The 12,982-nt window shown below is 50.4% G+C and carries 17 protein-coding genes and 1 pseudogene; 1 reads left to right on the top strand and 17 read right to left on the bottom strand.

Going from position 1 to position 12,982, the window contains the following annotated elements:
* The first annotated feature begins 9 nt into the window (after positions 1 to 9).
* Positions 10 to 117 (top strand): helix-turn-helix domain-containing protein, encoded by a 108-nt coding sequence (locus tag HRU73_RS05910; RefSeq protein ID WP_502709310.1) that lies wholly within the window; start codon positions 10 to 12, stop codon positions 115 to 117.
* A 13-nt stretch (positions 118 to 130) separates the two neighbouring features.
* On the opposite strand, the gene HRU73_RS05915 is transcribed toward HRU73_RS05910, so the two are convergent.
* From HRU73_RS05915 to HRU73_RS05990, 17 genes and pseudogenes are all read right to left on the bottom strand, one after another.
* On the bottom strand, positions 131 to 535 hold the full coding sequence (locus HRU73_RS05915; protein ID WP_287399864.1) for a hypothetical protein: 405 nt from the start codon (positions 533 to 535) through the stop codon (positions 131 to 133).
* A 10-nt stretch (positions 536 to 545) separates the two neighbouring features.
* Positions 546 to 1,088: a hypothetical protein gene (locus HRU73_RS05920; protein ID WP_287399866.1), complete on the bottom strand. Its 543-nt coding sequence runs from the start codon at positions 1,086 to 1,088 to the stop codon at positions 546 to 548.
* Entirely contained in the window at positions 1,064 to 1,189 is a 126-nt protein-coding gene (locus HRU73_RS05925) for a hypothetical protein (protein ID WP_287399867.1), read from the bottom strand. The genes HRU73_RS05920 and HRU73_RS05925 overlap by 25 nt, the downstream gene beginning before the upstream one ends.
* Before the next feature lie 64 nt (positions 1,190 to 1,253).
* Positions 1,254 to 1,769, bottom strand: a complete 516-nt coding sequence (locus tag HRU73_RS05930) for a hypothetical protein (RefSeq protein WP_287399868.1) — start codon at positions 1,767 to 1,769, stop codon at positions 1,254 to 1,256.
* 1 nt (position 1,770) lies between these two features.
* On the bottom strand, positions 1,771 to 2,049 hold the full coding sequence (locus HRU73_RS05935) for a hypothetical protein (RefSeq protein ID WP_287399869.1): 279 nt from the start codon (positions 2,047 to 2,049) through the stop codon (positions 1,771 to 1,773).
* A gap of 107 nt (positions 2,050 to 2,156) precedes the next feature.
* The gene (locus tag HRU73_RS05940) at positions 2,157 to 2,639 is read right to left on the bottom strand and encodes a hypothetical protein (protein WP_287399870.1); all 483 of its coding nucleotides are present in this window, start codon (positions 2,637 to 2,639) and stop codon (positions 2,157 to 2,159) included.
* 12 nt (positions 2,640 to 2,651) lie between these two features.
* Entirely contained in the window at positions 2,652 to 3,821 is a 1,170-nt protein-coding gene (locus HRU73_RS05945; protein WP_287399872.1) for an RHS repeat-associated core domain-containing protein, read from the bottom strand.
* 290 nt (positions 3,822 to 4,111) lie between these two features.
* Positions 4,112 to 4,551, bottom strand: a pseudogene (locus tag HRU73_RS13535) (MafI2 family immunity protein).
* 2 nt (positions 4,552 to 4,553) lie between these two features.
* Entirely contained in the window at positions 4,554 to 5,552 is a 999-nt protein-coding gene (locus HRU73_RS05950; protein WP_287399873.1) for an RHS repeat-associated core domain-containing protein, read from the bottom strand.
* Between the two features lie 75 nt (positions 5,553 to 5,627).
* Entirely contained in the window at positions 5,628 to 6,107 is a 480-nt protein-coding gene (locus tag HRU73_RS05955) for a DUF4265 domain-containing protein (protein ID WP_287399874.1), read from the bottom strand.
* A 15-nt stretch (positions 6,108 to 6,122) separates the two neighbouring features.
* Positions 6,123 to 7,517, bottom strand: a complete 1,395-nt coding sequence (locus tag HRU73_RS05960) for an RHS repeat-associated core domain-containing protein (protein ID WP_287399875.1) — start codon at positions 7,515 to 7,517, stop codon at positions 6,123 to 6,125.
* Positions 7,518 to 7,750: 233 nt separating this feature from the next.
* On the bottom strand, positions 7,751 to 8,482 hold the full coding sequence (locus tag HRU73_RS05965) for a hypothetical protein (RefSeq protein ID WP_281871028.1): 732 nt from the start codon (positions 8,480 to 8,482) through the stop codon (positions 7,751 to 7,753).
* Complete coding sequence (locus HRU73_RS05970) at positions 8,479 to 9,933, bottom strand: RHS repeat-associated core domain-containing protein (RefSeq protein WP_287399877.1); 1,455 nt, start codon at positions 9,931 to 9,933, stop codon at positions 8,479 to 8,481. The genes HRU73_RS05965 and HRU73_RS05970 overlap by 4 nt, the downstream gene beginning before the upstream one ends.
* 423 nt (positions 9,934 to 10,356) lie before the next feature.
* Positions 10,357 to 10,668 carry a MafI2 family immunity protein gene (locus tag HRU73_RS05975; RefSeq protein ID WP_287399879.1) on the bottom strand — a complete coding sequence of 104 codons (312 nt, stop codon included), beginning with the start codon at positions 10,666 to 10,668 and terminating at the stop codon, positions 10,357 to 10,359.
* A gap of 2 nt (positions 10,669 to 10,670) precedes the next feature.
* Positions 10,671 to 11,120: a polymorphic toxin type 50 domain-containing protein gene (locus HRU73_RS05980; RefSeq protein ID WP_281871031.1), complete on the bottom strand. Its 450-nt coding sequence runs from the start codon at positions 11,118 to 11,120 to the stop codon at positions 10,671 to 10,673.
* 117 nt (positions 11,121 to 11,237) lie between these two features.
* Positions 11,238 to 11,750 (bottom strand): hypothetical protein, encoded by a 513-nt coding sequence (locus tag HRU73_RS05985; RefSeq protein ID WP_281871030.1) that lies wholly within the window; start codon positions 11,748 to 11,750, stop codon positions 11,238 to 11,240.
* Complete coding sequence (locus HRU73_RS05990; protein WP_287399880.1) at positions 11,747 to 12,931, bottom strand: RHS repeat-associated core domain-containing protein; 1,185 nt, start codon at positions 12,929 to 12,931, stop codon at positions 11,747 to 11,749. Before HRU73_RS05990 ends, HRU73_RS05985 begins: the two co-directional genes overlap by 4 nt.
* Positions 12,932 to 12,982: the final 51 nt, after the last annotated feature.

Raw genomic sequence — 12,982 nt, forward strand, 5'->3', positions numbered from 1 at the left:
GAGCAGATTGTGGAATCAAAGCGAAGGGTCGTAGCAGGCGAGAAAAAAGTGTTAATTGCCCGTAACTTTGGTATCAGCCGCGAGACGTTATACCAATATTTGAGAACAGCTAATTAGTTAGCGTTGAATATCAGCTTTCCCATAAATGAGTGGCATGATTGGCCACAGCGGCAGCTGCCCAACTTCTGGGGGTCAGTTCAAATCCGGGGCGATTCACCTGGTTACGCGTGTAGGTATACGTCTGATCCTGTGCGGTGCCGGTGAGGTTGTGTGTGAGAGTGGCCACTGCACTCTGGGTGCTGTAGCCATAACTGGTGGTGGTGCTGTTACCCAGGGTCACCGTAGTACGCCGGCTGAGGTCATCGTAGGCGTAGGTGGCCAGGTTGTTTTTGGCATCCTTGACTGTGGTCGGCAGACCGTTGTTGCTGTAAGTGTAGGTGGCATAGTTCTGGGCCACGCTGCTGCCCACGGCTTTCTTGACAATCTGTACGCTGTCGTCCGCGTTGTACACCGTCTCGGTGACTGCCAGACCCAAGCCTTTCGAATTATTTACTGTACTTTACTCGTCCCTCCATATACTCAAAGCAAAACTGCTTGAGTTGATATCGCTGCTTGGACGATAACCATCTAATTACTCCAATTATCATTGCCCCACCACCTCCCACTATCACGATCATTCCAGCAAAGAAACTGGCAGCCATCAGCTTCTTCTCTATAACGTCTCCAGGAAAAATCCAATTCCATAGCAATAAAACGTATGCAAATACACTTACTATTAACGCAAGAGATATCAAAGCACTCCATACTAGTATGAACCAACGTGGAAAAAGTGCCATCCGGATACGTCCTCGTAGCACTCTTTCTTTGTCTTCTACTCGTAATGTCCCACGAAAGTAATACATTGGTAGAAATCCAGCCATGACAGCCAAACGATCGACTCGCTTAATCACAACTTTATCTTGATCGATATCGAGTCGATAACCTGCTCCATATCCAGTTTTCACAATCGTTGAATAGCTATCAGATAAATCGGTAGAAATAGTAACGCACAATTCTTCTTCTCCTAGAAGCTTCTCTTGAATGTACACAGCAATATGCTCAGTGCATTGGTACGGGGGGTGACACGATATTGTGCATCGAACGCCTGCGTGGTGGTGTCAAACAAGCGAAACAGAGGGATGCGCCACAAGTGGCGCATCCTCCTGTTTCGTCATGCTATTGGAGCCCATTCAAAATTTATTGACTACGCCAACCTACTTCTTCCCGCGATACCAGCGTATCAACTCCTGAAAACTCAAGTAAATAAACCAGATTCCTCCTGCACCCAAAAAAACCATTAGGATATGGGTGCCCTGCTGGAAGCTATCGTAGGCTCCATTAACAAAACCCCATCCAAGGAATAGGTACACAAATGGCACCAAGTATTTACTAATACCAGGAAGCTGTCCTTGATCAACACTATCAAGCGTGCGCTTTGTCAGATAGCCCGTTTTTACAAAGAATCGATACCAAATACTCACGGGAATACCCATCGCAAAACAACCCACAAGCACGAAACCTATCTTAAATCCAATGTCCTGCGCATAAGGACTTGGTTCACTCCAGTCCGTGACCATTCGTATAACCGCCTCGCTTCCACCCCAGGTATACTCAAGAAGAAGCCCACCCAGGAGAAGGAGAATGGCACCGACTATCGGAACTACAGTCATTATCGTGATCATCGCCAATAATACGCGTTTGCCTTGTTGCTTCTCATCAGGCCAGGACATCTTATTTACCCAAATTAAGTAACTGGCTGAATGTAGTAAATGGAGCAACTACCCCTCCTGATCCGCCATTGAGCCCGGTCACTCCGCCTGATCCGCCACTCAACCCGGTTGCAACTAAATCCATCATTGCACCCATGGATCCAGCGTAGAGTGCATCTGCCGCTTTAGTTCCCAGGGTTACTTTGGGTACCATTGCGGGTAGTGTGGCTCCAAAAATGCTGGCCGTGATCTTGCTGGTCTGCGAAGTCGACAGATAGAAGATCGGGTAGCCGCTCGACATGTAGATGAAAGGGCGTGCGAGTACCGAACAAGCAAAATGGATGGGGATGCACCACTGTCTTAAAAATTGTGGCGCATCCCCCGTTTCGCAATTTTTGATGCTACCTCTCAAGACCAAGGCTCATATTTTTGGATATTATTTAATCTATAATCATCTTCAACAACACGAAAAATACTTGCATAAGGAAAGCTATTCTCAATGAGAAAATCGCGTACTGATTTCTTAGTGAAAAGTTTTGGCTTAAATAAATATCTCCAATTCATTATCGGGCGTTTATAAAAAATATCCCCGTCTGATATTACTTTCAAAACAGCGATAATTGCCCTAATACTTAAAATTTTAGCCTGAAAACCTAAAGCATCTTTTATGTAAAATCCCACATAATTATTTGTTGATATAAATATATTTACCGAAGCTGACATAGGATTTTCTGCATCAAAATCAAAATCATATTTGATTTTGTAATCATCATTTGGATCCAGTGGATCATGACCAGAAACTTCACGCATACTCATTCTGATATGCTGAAATTCCTGTTCTCTGAACCAGTTCTCTATAGCTTGTCGCTTTTTTTCTGCAGATGCCAGCATGGCAATATTGATTTATTTTAGATTAATAGAATAACGTCCTCCCGACAAATCTACTCCATATGCTGGTGTAGGAGTGAAAATACTAGCCGAAGCGACTCCAGAAATAATTCCATCTCGAATGGGATTAGCTCCAGCTGTCGCGGCAATTCCTGGAATATCGAAATGAGGCTTACCTATCCGAAGGCTTAATACATCCACATCTTTTGCTTGATTATAAGTCCAGCCAAAACGCGTAGTACCGGTGTTAATCAAACCGGCACTTTCTGAATAGCCATATTGCACAGCTTTTTGTCCACCACGCCCTAACAATCCGCCGGTTGGTCCTAAAGCTGACAGACCAGCTCCAGCAAGAGCGGAAATTCCGACTTCTACCCAGTTAACTTCCGAAAGGTGACCACCATTTTCATAGAGCTGAACACCAAAGTCGATGCCACCACCAACGATCGCACCAACACCAGCAGCAACACACCATGGACATAATCCACTTGGATCATTGAAGTTGATGGGGTTGTTGCCCACATAGGCATACAGGTTGAGATCATCCGCGGTACCAATCGGATCGGTCTGCAGGAACCGGCCCAGTGCGGGTGAATAGAAGCGTGCCTTGTAGTAGTACAGATTGAGTGAACCGAGGAACTGCTGACCGGTATAGCGGAAGCGTGTTCCGGTGGCGATGTTGGGTTCACCATACGGGCCGTAGCTGTGAATGGCGGTGCTGGTGCCGCCGCTGTTGTATTCGGCTACCAGTTCCACGCCGTCATAGGTCAGTCCGGTGATGGTGCCCGCCAGGGTGGTCTGGCGCAGACGCCCTGCGCCATCGTACGCGAGGCTGTTGGTCGAGCCGGTTTTATTGGCACAGATCAGCTGGTTGTCGAGGTCGTAGGTGTAGGTCCATACCCCATCCCCGGTCAGGTTGCCCTTGGTGTCATGAGTAAGGGTGGCGCCAGCGGCTGCCGTGTACTGGTTGAGGCCGTTGGCGGTGTAGCTTTTGGTGCCGTTGGCATAACCCGTCCACTGGTAACTGTCGTTGGTCCAGCTCTGCCCTGTGATTTCCTGCACCTGGTTGCGCGTGTAGGTGTAGGTCTGGTCCTGTGCGGTGCCGGTGAGGTTGTGTGTGAGGGTGGCCAGTGCACTCTGGGTGCTGTAGGCATAGCTGGTGGTGGTGCTGTTACCCAGGGTCACCGTGGTACGCCGGCTGAGGTCATCGTAGGCGTAGGTGGCCAGGTTGACCGTGCCGGTTTCCTTGATCGCAGTTGGACGGTTCAGTGCGTCATAGGTGCTGGTGACGTAGAACGCAGTCTCCGGCCAACTGAGTCAAGAAAAATAGAGGACAAACCACGTTTCTCTAGGGCTTGCTGCGCTACAGCCGTGGGAACCCAAAATCGGGGTCTCCCTTTTACGAATAGTTCAGCCCCTTTGCCCCGGAGGTGTCAGCGGGTCGATACACGGTCGTTCCTTAAAATTTCCATCGACTACCTCGCCACAGCTGCCGAAGCAATGCGGATTTCGAACAAAACCCTCGGGAATCTGGTGCTTAGCCCCGGAAGAAGAGCACCACCGCTCTTCGTAACCGGATCGCCTCGCCTGCTCCCTTTGCAGCATCTATTCACCAGAAGCCTCTTGTCGATGGTAGACCCAAACTCCAGCATCCCTAATGACGCCGGAGAATCCAGCCTTATACACTCAACAGTAACCGTATCCTCTGCTTGGTAATCAGCAAGAATCTCCGTTTCGACACAAGAAGCAGACTCAAAATTAGATTCCTCAATCAAGCCATCAAAATAAAACGCACATTTATCTGCCGATCCTCGATAGAGAAGACCACAGCACGGAGATTCGCTGAAACCGCTCCTAACAAAGCTCTCTGTATGGATAAGCGCGCGTCAATTATCGCTTCTTGCATTGACGTCATGACTATGGCCTTGCTGGAACAATGTGAATTCCATCTTTAGAGTAATGAATCATTCCATTAGTTGTTGGAGAAGCATTACCAGCCTTGTCTATGTAGGTTCCGATGTTTTCACCAAAATTAACTCTTTCTTTTGAGCCGGGAGTACCCACAGGAATTTTCCCAACTTGTTGACCTGTTCCTGCCTGCTTCGCAAGTTTCGTAGGGTCACTCGTTAAGATACTTTTTCCTGGCTCGTAAGAGTTATGTCCAGGAAAATGCTTCTCTTGTGCGCTCCACTTAACCAGCGGTGCCGCACTTACCGCACTTACCGCACTTACCACCCTTCCCGCATTTCTGATTTCGGAGACGCCTGGGATCAGGACTAAAGCCCGTTCCCAACCGGAGAGAGAATCACCGGTTATGGGTGTTCTGCCTGCTACTGCACTATAGAGATCGGTATAGAAGCCGGCAGGTGTAAATCCTATCCCAATCTCTGCGAGTGTACCGGCATTCTCCCTTCCCCAGGAGCCCAGTTTACCCAGCAGCATACTGGCAGCAGCTGCACTCAGCCCCGACGGATCATTGAAGTTGATGGGGTTGTTGCCCACATAAGCATACAGGTTGAGATCATCCGCGGTACCAATCGGATCGGTCTGCAGGAACCGGCCCAGTGCAGGTGAGTAGAACCGTGCCTTGTAGTAGTACAGATTGAGTGAACCGAGGAACTGCTGGCCGGTGTAGCGGAAGCGGATGCCGGTGGCGATGTTGGGTTCACCATACGGGCCGTAGCTGTGAATGGCGGTGCTGGTGCCGGCGCTGTTGGCGGTGCCGATGACACTGCCCAGCTGGTCCTGGTACAGCCAGGTTTTGTTGGTCGTGGTGGTGCCTTCGTACCATACCAGGGGTTCATCTACGCCGGGGCCGTGCACGTAGCGGCGCAACAGTGTGCCGCCGCTGTTGTATTCAGCCACGAGATCGACACCGTCGTAGGTGAGGTTGGTGGTGGGTGGCACCGGTGACATGGTCTGGTGCAGCACACCCCAAGTAGCGCTAACCTTTCTTTTATTTTTAAAACAGAGAACTATTCCCGACTGCGCTCAGCTAGTCCGTCCTGTTTCATACTGAAGCAAACCTTGTTCCTCGCGGGCCTGCAAATAGTCGGCAACCTTCTGCGCTTCAGCACCATCAGGTACACTGAGTGCAAGAAGATTCTCTGAAGACCATTCCATCAGTGGCTTCATCGCTTTAATTTCGGATACCAAACCTTGCCGCATCGCTGCATCTTGATCACCAAACCATACACGGAAAGTCACTTGACCCGATGAATGAACAACCTGCTGAAGAATGAAGTTAGCATCGATTTCAACTTCATCACCCAATGCAAGGTCGTATACAAAAAAAGGAATGCAGCAAAGAGAGAATCTCCCATCATCCAATCGCCTAGCCCAAAGCTGCTCCCATTCGTTACGTCCTTCATTCTCTTCCAGGTAGGCTCGAATAATAAAATTAGATTTGTCGCGCCAGACTGGATTTTCATGGACAGCCACGTAATCACCGGGCTGAAACATCTTACTCATAATCAACCTCTGAAATTACCAATGTTCAGGAGGCCAAGGGCCAACATAATCTGACGGTGGTGTCTTCGGAAAATCACCTGCGCCTTTTGATGTGTTGCAATGGGGACAGGCCAATTGAGCATTATCTAGGGTTGCATTTCCTCCGCGCGCTCGTGGAATAGCATGATCAACCTGGGTTCCTGTACCTTCCATCTGACAATATACACAAGTAGCTGTTGGGTTTTCTGCTTTTGCTGCATCTTTTACGCTTTTTGGAAATACTTGGCCCGCTGTTGATCCATTGGCAGACCCAGGTTTGATCGGGAATACATTCGCAGCGTTTCCACCCAGATTATCAGCCTTATTAGCAAACTTCCCAGCAGTAGCACCCCATCCTACAAAAGGAATGGCAGCCCCATAAGAAAATCCGGCATTAACATAATCACCTCGGATTGTGTAAATGGTTCCATTCAACAGATCAGCCAGCTCACCGAATCCCGGTATCAGACCAATGATATCCAAACTGGTCTGAATACCATTCATATATCCACCTACTTTACCCAGCAGCATACTGGCAGCAGCTGCACTCAGCCCCGACGGATCATTGAAGTTGATCGGATTATTCCCCACATAGGCATAAAGATTCAGATCATCCGCGATGCCAATCGGATCGGTCTGCAGGAACCGGCCCAGTGCAGGTGAATAGAACCGTGCCTTGTAGTAGTACAGGTTGAGTGAACCGATGAACTGCTGACCGGTATAGCGGAAGCGTGTTCCGGTGGCGATGTTGGGTTCACCGTACGGGCCATAGCTGTGGATGGCAGTGCTGGTGCCGGCACTGTTGGCGGTGCCGATGACACTACCCAGTTGATCCTGATACAGCCAGGTTTTGTTGGTCGTGGTGGTGCCTTCGTACCACACCAGCGGTTCGTCTACGCCAGGGCCGTGCACGTAGCGGCGCAGCAGTGTGCCGCCGCTGTTGTATTCAGCCACGAGATCGACACCGTCATAGGTCAGGCCGGTGATGGTGCCCGCCAGGGTGGTCTGGCGCAGGCGCCCTGCTCCATCGTACGCCAGGCTGTTGCTCGAGCCGGTTTTATTGGCACTGATCAGCTGGTTGTCGAGGTCGTAGGTATAGGTCCATACGCCGTCTCCGGTCAGGTTGCCTTTGGTGTCATGAGTAAGGGTGGCCCCTGCTGCCGCCGTGTACTGGTTGAGGCCGTTGGCGGTGTAGCTTTTGGTGCCGTTGGCATAGCCCGTCCACTGGTAACTGTCGTTGGTCCAGCTTTGCCCTGTGATTTCCTGCACCTGGTTGCGCGTGTAGGTGGTGGTCTGGTCCTGTGCGGTGCCGGTGAGGTTGTGTGTGAGGGTGGCCAGTGCACTCTGGGTGCTGTAGGCATAGCTGGTGGTGGTGCTGTTACCCAGGGTCACCGTGGTACGCCGGCTGAGGTCATCATAGGCGTAGGTCGCCAGGTTGACCGTGCCGGTTTCCTTGATCGCGGTTGGACGGTTCAGTGCGTCATAGGTGCTGGTGACGTAGAACGCGGTTTCCGGCCAGGTAAGGCGGGTGCGGTTGCCTGCCGGGTCGTACTGGTAGGCGAGTGTCTTGCCACCGGCAGTGGTACGTCAGACAACTTAGCTATATGCGCGCCAAATATGCTCTGCTATTCAGATCTACGCGAGCTTATACTAATAAGCTCTAAGCCTGATGCAATATAAGATATATTCTTTATACCCTTCTGATCTAGTTCGCGTAAAGTGTTAGTCAGAATTTTGACAGCAACATTGCGTTGGCCGGCAATTAGATAAATAAAAGCTTTCTTAAATTGTACAAATGGATCTCGAAGTTTAGATTTTTCCATGAAAGCTAATACATCCTCATAACTGTGGAAAGTTTCACAGAACGGAATGCCATATGCCTTAAAATCTCGAGCAATCTGAATTGCTAGGGGCTCCGGCGCACGATCTACAGGAAACCAAAAGGTAGCAAAGGTTTTTGGCTGAGAGTAATCGCCTAAAATTTGGCTGAGCTCCGGAACAGCCACATTCGTGGCTAGAGCCGGAGACACATATCCCAAATTTTGCACTATGGCAATCTGTGAACGCTGGTGTTCGTCTAGTAAATGATTGACCGTTTTTTTTACTTCAGGTAGAGAGACACCGCAAATAGGCGACACGCCAATAAGCTGCCGTTTAGAATTATCAAATATAATTCGTAATTCGTCCTCAAAATGCATACCTCTCGCACGTACAAACCAATCCTCACGGTTTCGCGTAAAGCCTGTTGATTGAAGCTCAGCCTCAATGGCCTGCATAATGCGCCAACGAAGATCCACTGGTGCCAGCGGTTGAATGAGCTCCCCAACAGGTTGATTAGGCTTCTTAAAAAAAATCATTTACCAGTTGTACCATATGCACTTCCAGATGACGTAAGTCCTTGATATAAAAAGTCAGCTTTCAACGCGGAAGGTAAAGTATCTCGTAGTGTTGGGGTAAAACCATTGGCATAATACCATAGCGCTTCACCTTCTGAAGTCGACAGACCGTTTATACCACTACCAGTCGCTGATTTGCCAAAAAATGAACCTGATCCACCAGCTGAAAATGTATCTAGCCCAATTTGCTGAGATTTAGAAATTGATGCGGATGGCCCGAGTTTGCACTCATAACATTTTAATGTTCCTGATGCTGTTTCTGCGACAAAATCATATCGAGGTTTTGCTCCGCCTACCCGAGTGTAAACTTGATTTGCGACAACAGTTTCACCTCTTGCAGCAATTTCAGCTGCTCCCATTGATTCTCCCAATACTCCTTTAGCTGCGGGGCTCAAATCAGCGATTTTATTTAATTTGCTTGCTGCTGCAAAAGCAGATACCCCAGAGGTTGCGGCTCCAATACCAAAATCAACTGCCGCATTTCCCCAACTGTAATCTTGGCCGGTAGCCCAACTAATGCCATATCCAATCGCAACGTTAGCAGCACCGCCGAGCAGGAAATTAGCAAACTCCCCGCTCGGATCATTGAAGTTGATCGGATTATTCCCCACATAAGCATACAGGTTGAGATCATCCGCGGTACCAATCGGATCGGTCTGCAGGAACCGGCCCAGTGCAGGTGAATAGAACCGTGCCTTGTAGTAGTACAGATTGAGTGAACCGAGGAACTGCTGGCCGGTGTAGCGGAAGCGGATGCCGGTAGCGATGTTGGGTTCACCATACGGGCCGTAGCTGTGGATGGCGGTGCTGGTGCCGGCACTGTTGGCGGTGCCGATGACACTGCCCAGCTGGTCCTGGTACAGCCAGGTTTTGTTGGTCGTGGTGGTGCCTTCATACCACACCAGCGGTTCATCTACGCCGGGGCCGTGCACGTAGCGGCGCAGCAGTGTGCCGCCGCTGTTGTATTCAGCCACGAGATCGACACCGTCATAGGTCAGGCCGGTGATGGTGCCCGCCAGGGTGGTTTGCCGCAGACGCCCTGCGCCATCGTACGCCAGGCTGTTGGTCGAGCCGGTTTTATTGGCACTGATCAGCTGGTTGTCGAGGTCGTAGGTGTAGGTCCATACCCCGTCCCCGGTCAGGTTGCCTTTGGTGTCATGAGTGAGGGTGGCGCCAGCGGCTGCCGTGTACTGGTTGAGGCCGTTGGCGGTGTAGCTTTTGGTGCCGTTGGCATAACCCGTCCACTGGTAACTGTCGTTGGTCCAGCTTTGCCCTGTGATTTCCTGCACCTGGTTGCGGGTGTAGGTATAGGTCTGGTCCTGTGCGGTGCCGGTGAGGTTGTGTGTGAGGGTGGCCAGTGCACTCTGGGTGCTGTAGGCATAGCTGGTGGTGGTGCTGTTACCCAGGGTCACCGTGGTACGCCGGCTGAGGTCATCGTAGGCGTAGGTGGCCAGGTTGACCGTGCCGGTTTCCTTGATCGCAGTTGGACGGTTCAGTGCGTCATAGGTGCTGGTGACGTAGAACGCAGTCTCCGGCCAACTGAGTCAAGAAAAATAGAGGACAAACCACGTTTCTCTAGGGCTTGCCGCTACAGCCGTGGGAACCCAAAATCGGGGTCTCCCCTTTTTACGAATAGTTCAGCCCCTTTTGCCCTGGAGGTGTCAGCGGGTCGATACACGGTCGTTCCTTAAAATTTCCATCGACTACCTCGCCACAGCTGCCGAAGCAATGCGGATTTCGAACAAAACCCTCGGGAATCTGGTGCTTAGCCCCAGGAAGAAGAGCACCACCGCTCTTCGTAACCTGGATCGCCTCGCCTGCTCCCTTTGCAGCATCTATTCACCAGAAGCCTCTTGTCGATGGTAGACCCAAACTCCAGCATCCCTAATGACGCCAGGAGAATCCAGCCTTATACACTCAACAGTAACCGTATCCTCTGCTTGGTAATCAGCAAGAATCTCCGTTTCGACACAAGAAGCAGACTCAAAATTAGATTCCTCAATCAAGCCATCAAAATAAAAACGCACATTTATCTGCCGATCCTCGATAGAGAAGACCACAGCACGGAGATTCGCTGAAACCGCTCCTAACAAAGCTCTCTGTATGGATAAGCGCGCGTCAATTATCGCTTCTTGCATTGACGTCATGACTATGGCCTTGCTGGAACAATGTGAATTCCATCTTTAGAGTAATGAATCATTCCATTAGTTGTTGGAGAAGCATTACCAGCCTTGTCTATGTAGGTTCCGATGTTTTCACCAAAATTAACTCTTTCTTTTGAGCCGGGAGTACCCACAGGAATTTTCCCAACTTGTTGACCTGTTCCTGCCTGCTTCGCAAGTTTCGTAGGGTCACTCGTTAAGATACTTTTTCCTGGCTCGTAAGAGTTATGTCCAGGAAAATGCTTCAGTAGCTTTTGATCTGTGGTGAATGAATCCACATCGCCAAAGAGTTCATCAAGCAGCTTAAACAATGGCTCATCCAAACGTCCCTCGTTTTTGAAACGCTCGCAGTAAGCTGCCTGGAATTCCTCAATCGATATTGCATCATCAAGAAACTGTTTGAGCAGTATCTCGTAGTTAATTAGTGCATTACTCATTAACCACCTCCCAGTTTTCCAGTAGTTAACACGTGCTCAAGTTGCTGCGGGCTTAACTTCCAACCTGACAAAAAATCGCTCGAAGAATCGCGAATGATATTCAGGCCGATACTTGGATCAACGTAGTGTGTCACCGGATTGCCACGGATAGGGCACCTTGCTGACCAAGCTTGGCCCAACTTCTTCCGAGCGCAAGGGCGCTGTGGCACGCCCGAATCCCATGTCACCCTCCATCGTTAGACATATGCACCATGAGCAAGCCGGACCAACAAAGTAGTGATGTTGGGGAATCTCGACAAGTTCAGGCAGTACTCGCCTAAATGCGTCAACAGTCCCTTCGAGCGCGAAATCTGTCGCACTATCACCAACGTATAGTATTACGCCGGCTAATTCAAACCTTGAACACATCTCATCAAAGAACTCCACAAACCGCTCAAGCTGTAAGGATTTATCTTCCTCAGTGCGCTCGATTGCTCCTGGGATATTCTTCCAATCAATCTTTGAACCGCTCGTAGGGTATACCTTCGAGAGTTGACTGAAAACTTTGGCAGCATCAACTACCTCGCGAATGCGACCTGTATCGAATTCGGCCTTCAACGAATGCCGGAGATCATCTTCATATGTGCTCATGATCGTTCCTTAACGAACTGCTTCACGATCTGATTAACCGTGGACTGGTCGCCTTCAAAAGTGAAGGTTTCTTTGTGCCTTCCAGACCAGACATTGATGTGAGCTCCGTGCCTCTCATCAAATTCGACGCGGAAACCAGATTTGCCATCTGCAGATTTCATTCCAATTGGCTTATTTGCGTTATCACCGAATTTTCCCAGAGTTGCCTGCTCAGCTTTAAATCCATGTCCTTCAAGCCACTGAACAGCTCCATTTCGCGCCTGGTTAAAATCTTTAAACGCTGTGCTTATTCCATCCGCTGCTGCCCCAATTCTTCTCGCATTTCTGATTTCGGAGACGCCTGGGATCAGTATCGCAACCCGTTCCCAACCGGAGAGAGAATCACCGGTTATGGGTGTTCTGCCTGCTACTGCACTGTAGAGATCGGTATAGAAGCCGGCAGGTGTAAATCCTATCCCGATTTCTGCGAGTGTACCGGCATTCTCCCTTCCCCAGGAGCCCAGTTCACCCAGCAGCATACTGGCAGCAGCTGCGGTCAGCCCGCTTGGATCATTGAAATTGATCGGATTATTCCCCACATAGGCATACAGATTCGGATCATCCGCGGTACCAATCGGATCGGTCTGCAGGAACCGGCCCAGTGCGGGTGAGTAGAACCGTGCCTTGTAGTAGTACAGATTGAGTGAACCGATGAACTGCTGGCCGGTGTAGCGGAAACGGATGCCGGTAGCAATGTTGGGTTCACCGTACGGGCCGTAGCTGTGGATGGCGGTGCTGGTGCCAGCACTGTTGGCGGTGCCGATGACACTGCCCAGCTGGTCCTGGTACAGCCAGGTTTTGTTGGTCGTGGTGGTGCCTTCGTACCACACCAGCGGTTCGTCTATTCCCGGGCCGTGCACGTAGCGGCGCAAGAGTGTGCCGCCGCTGTTGTATTCAGCCACGAGATCGACACCGTCATAGGTCAGGCCGGTGACGGTACCCGCCAGGGTGGTCTGGCGCAGACGCCCTGCGCCATCGTACGCGAGGCTGTTGGTCGAGCCGGTTTTATTGGCACTGATCAGCTGGTTGTCGAGGTCGTAGGTGTAGGTCCATACGCCATCCCCGGTCAGGTTGCCTTTGGTGTCATGAGTAAGGGTAGCACCCGCTGCCGCCGTGCACTGGTTGATGCCGTTGGCGGTCACGGCATATAAACGATAAGTCCATTCTCTTCGGCTAGACAGGCAGGCTTTATG

Origin of the sequence: Nitrosomonas sp. H1_AOB3 (assembly GCF_015709435.1) — a bacterium.
GTDB lineage: Bacteria > Pseudomonadota > Gammaproteobacteria > Burkholderiales > Nitrosomonadaceae > Nitrosomonas > Nitrosomonas europaea.

Excerpts from the sequence above, each read along its gene's own strand:
- HRU73_RS05930 (WP_287399868.1), bottom strand. The coding sequence starts at position 1,769 with ATGTCCTGGCCTGATGAGAAGCAACAAGGCAAACGCGTATTATTGGCG.
- HRU73_RS05935 (WP_287399869.1), bottom strand. The coding sequence starts at position 2,049 with ATGTCGAGCGGCTACCCGATCTTCTATCTGTCGACTTCGCAGACCAGC.
- HRU73_RS05940 (WP_287399870.1), bottom strand. The coding sequence starts at position 2,639 with ATGCTGGCATCTGCAGAAAAAAAGCGACAAGCTATAGAGAACTGGTTC.
- HRU73_RS05950 (WP_287399873.1), bottom strand. The coding sequence starts at position 5,552 with ATGTCACCGGTGCCACCCACCACCAACCTCACCTACGACGGTGTCGAT.
- HRU73_RS05955 (WP_287399874.1), bottom strand. The coding sequence starts at position 6,107 with ATGAGTAAGATGTTTCAGCCCGGTGATTACGTGGCTGTCCATGAAAAT.
- HRU73_RS05965 (WP_281871028.1), bottom strand. The coding sequence starts at position 8,482 with ATGATTTTTTTTAAGAAGCCTAATCAACCTGTTGGGGAGCTCATTCAA.
- HRU73_RS05975 (WP_287399879.1), bottom strand. The coding sequence starts at position 10,668 with ATGACGTCAATGCAAGAAGCGATAATTGACGCGCGCTTATCCATACAG.
- HRU73_RS05980 (WP_281871031.1), bottom strand. The coding sequence starts at position 11,120 with ATGAGTAATGCACTAATTAACTACGAGATACTGCTCAAACAGTTTCTT.
- HRU73_RS05985 (WP_281871030.1), bottom strand. The coding sequence starts at position 11,750 with ATGAGCACATATGAAGATGATCTCCGGCATTCGTTGAAGGCCGAATTC.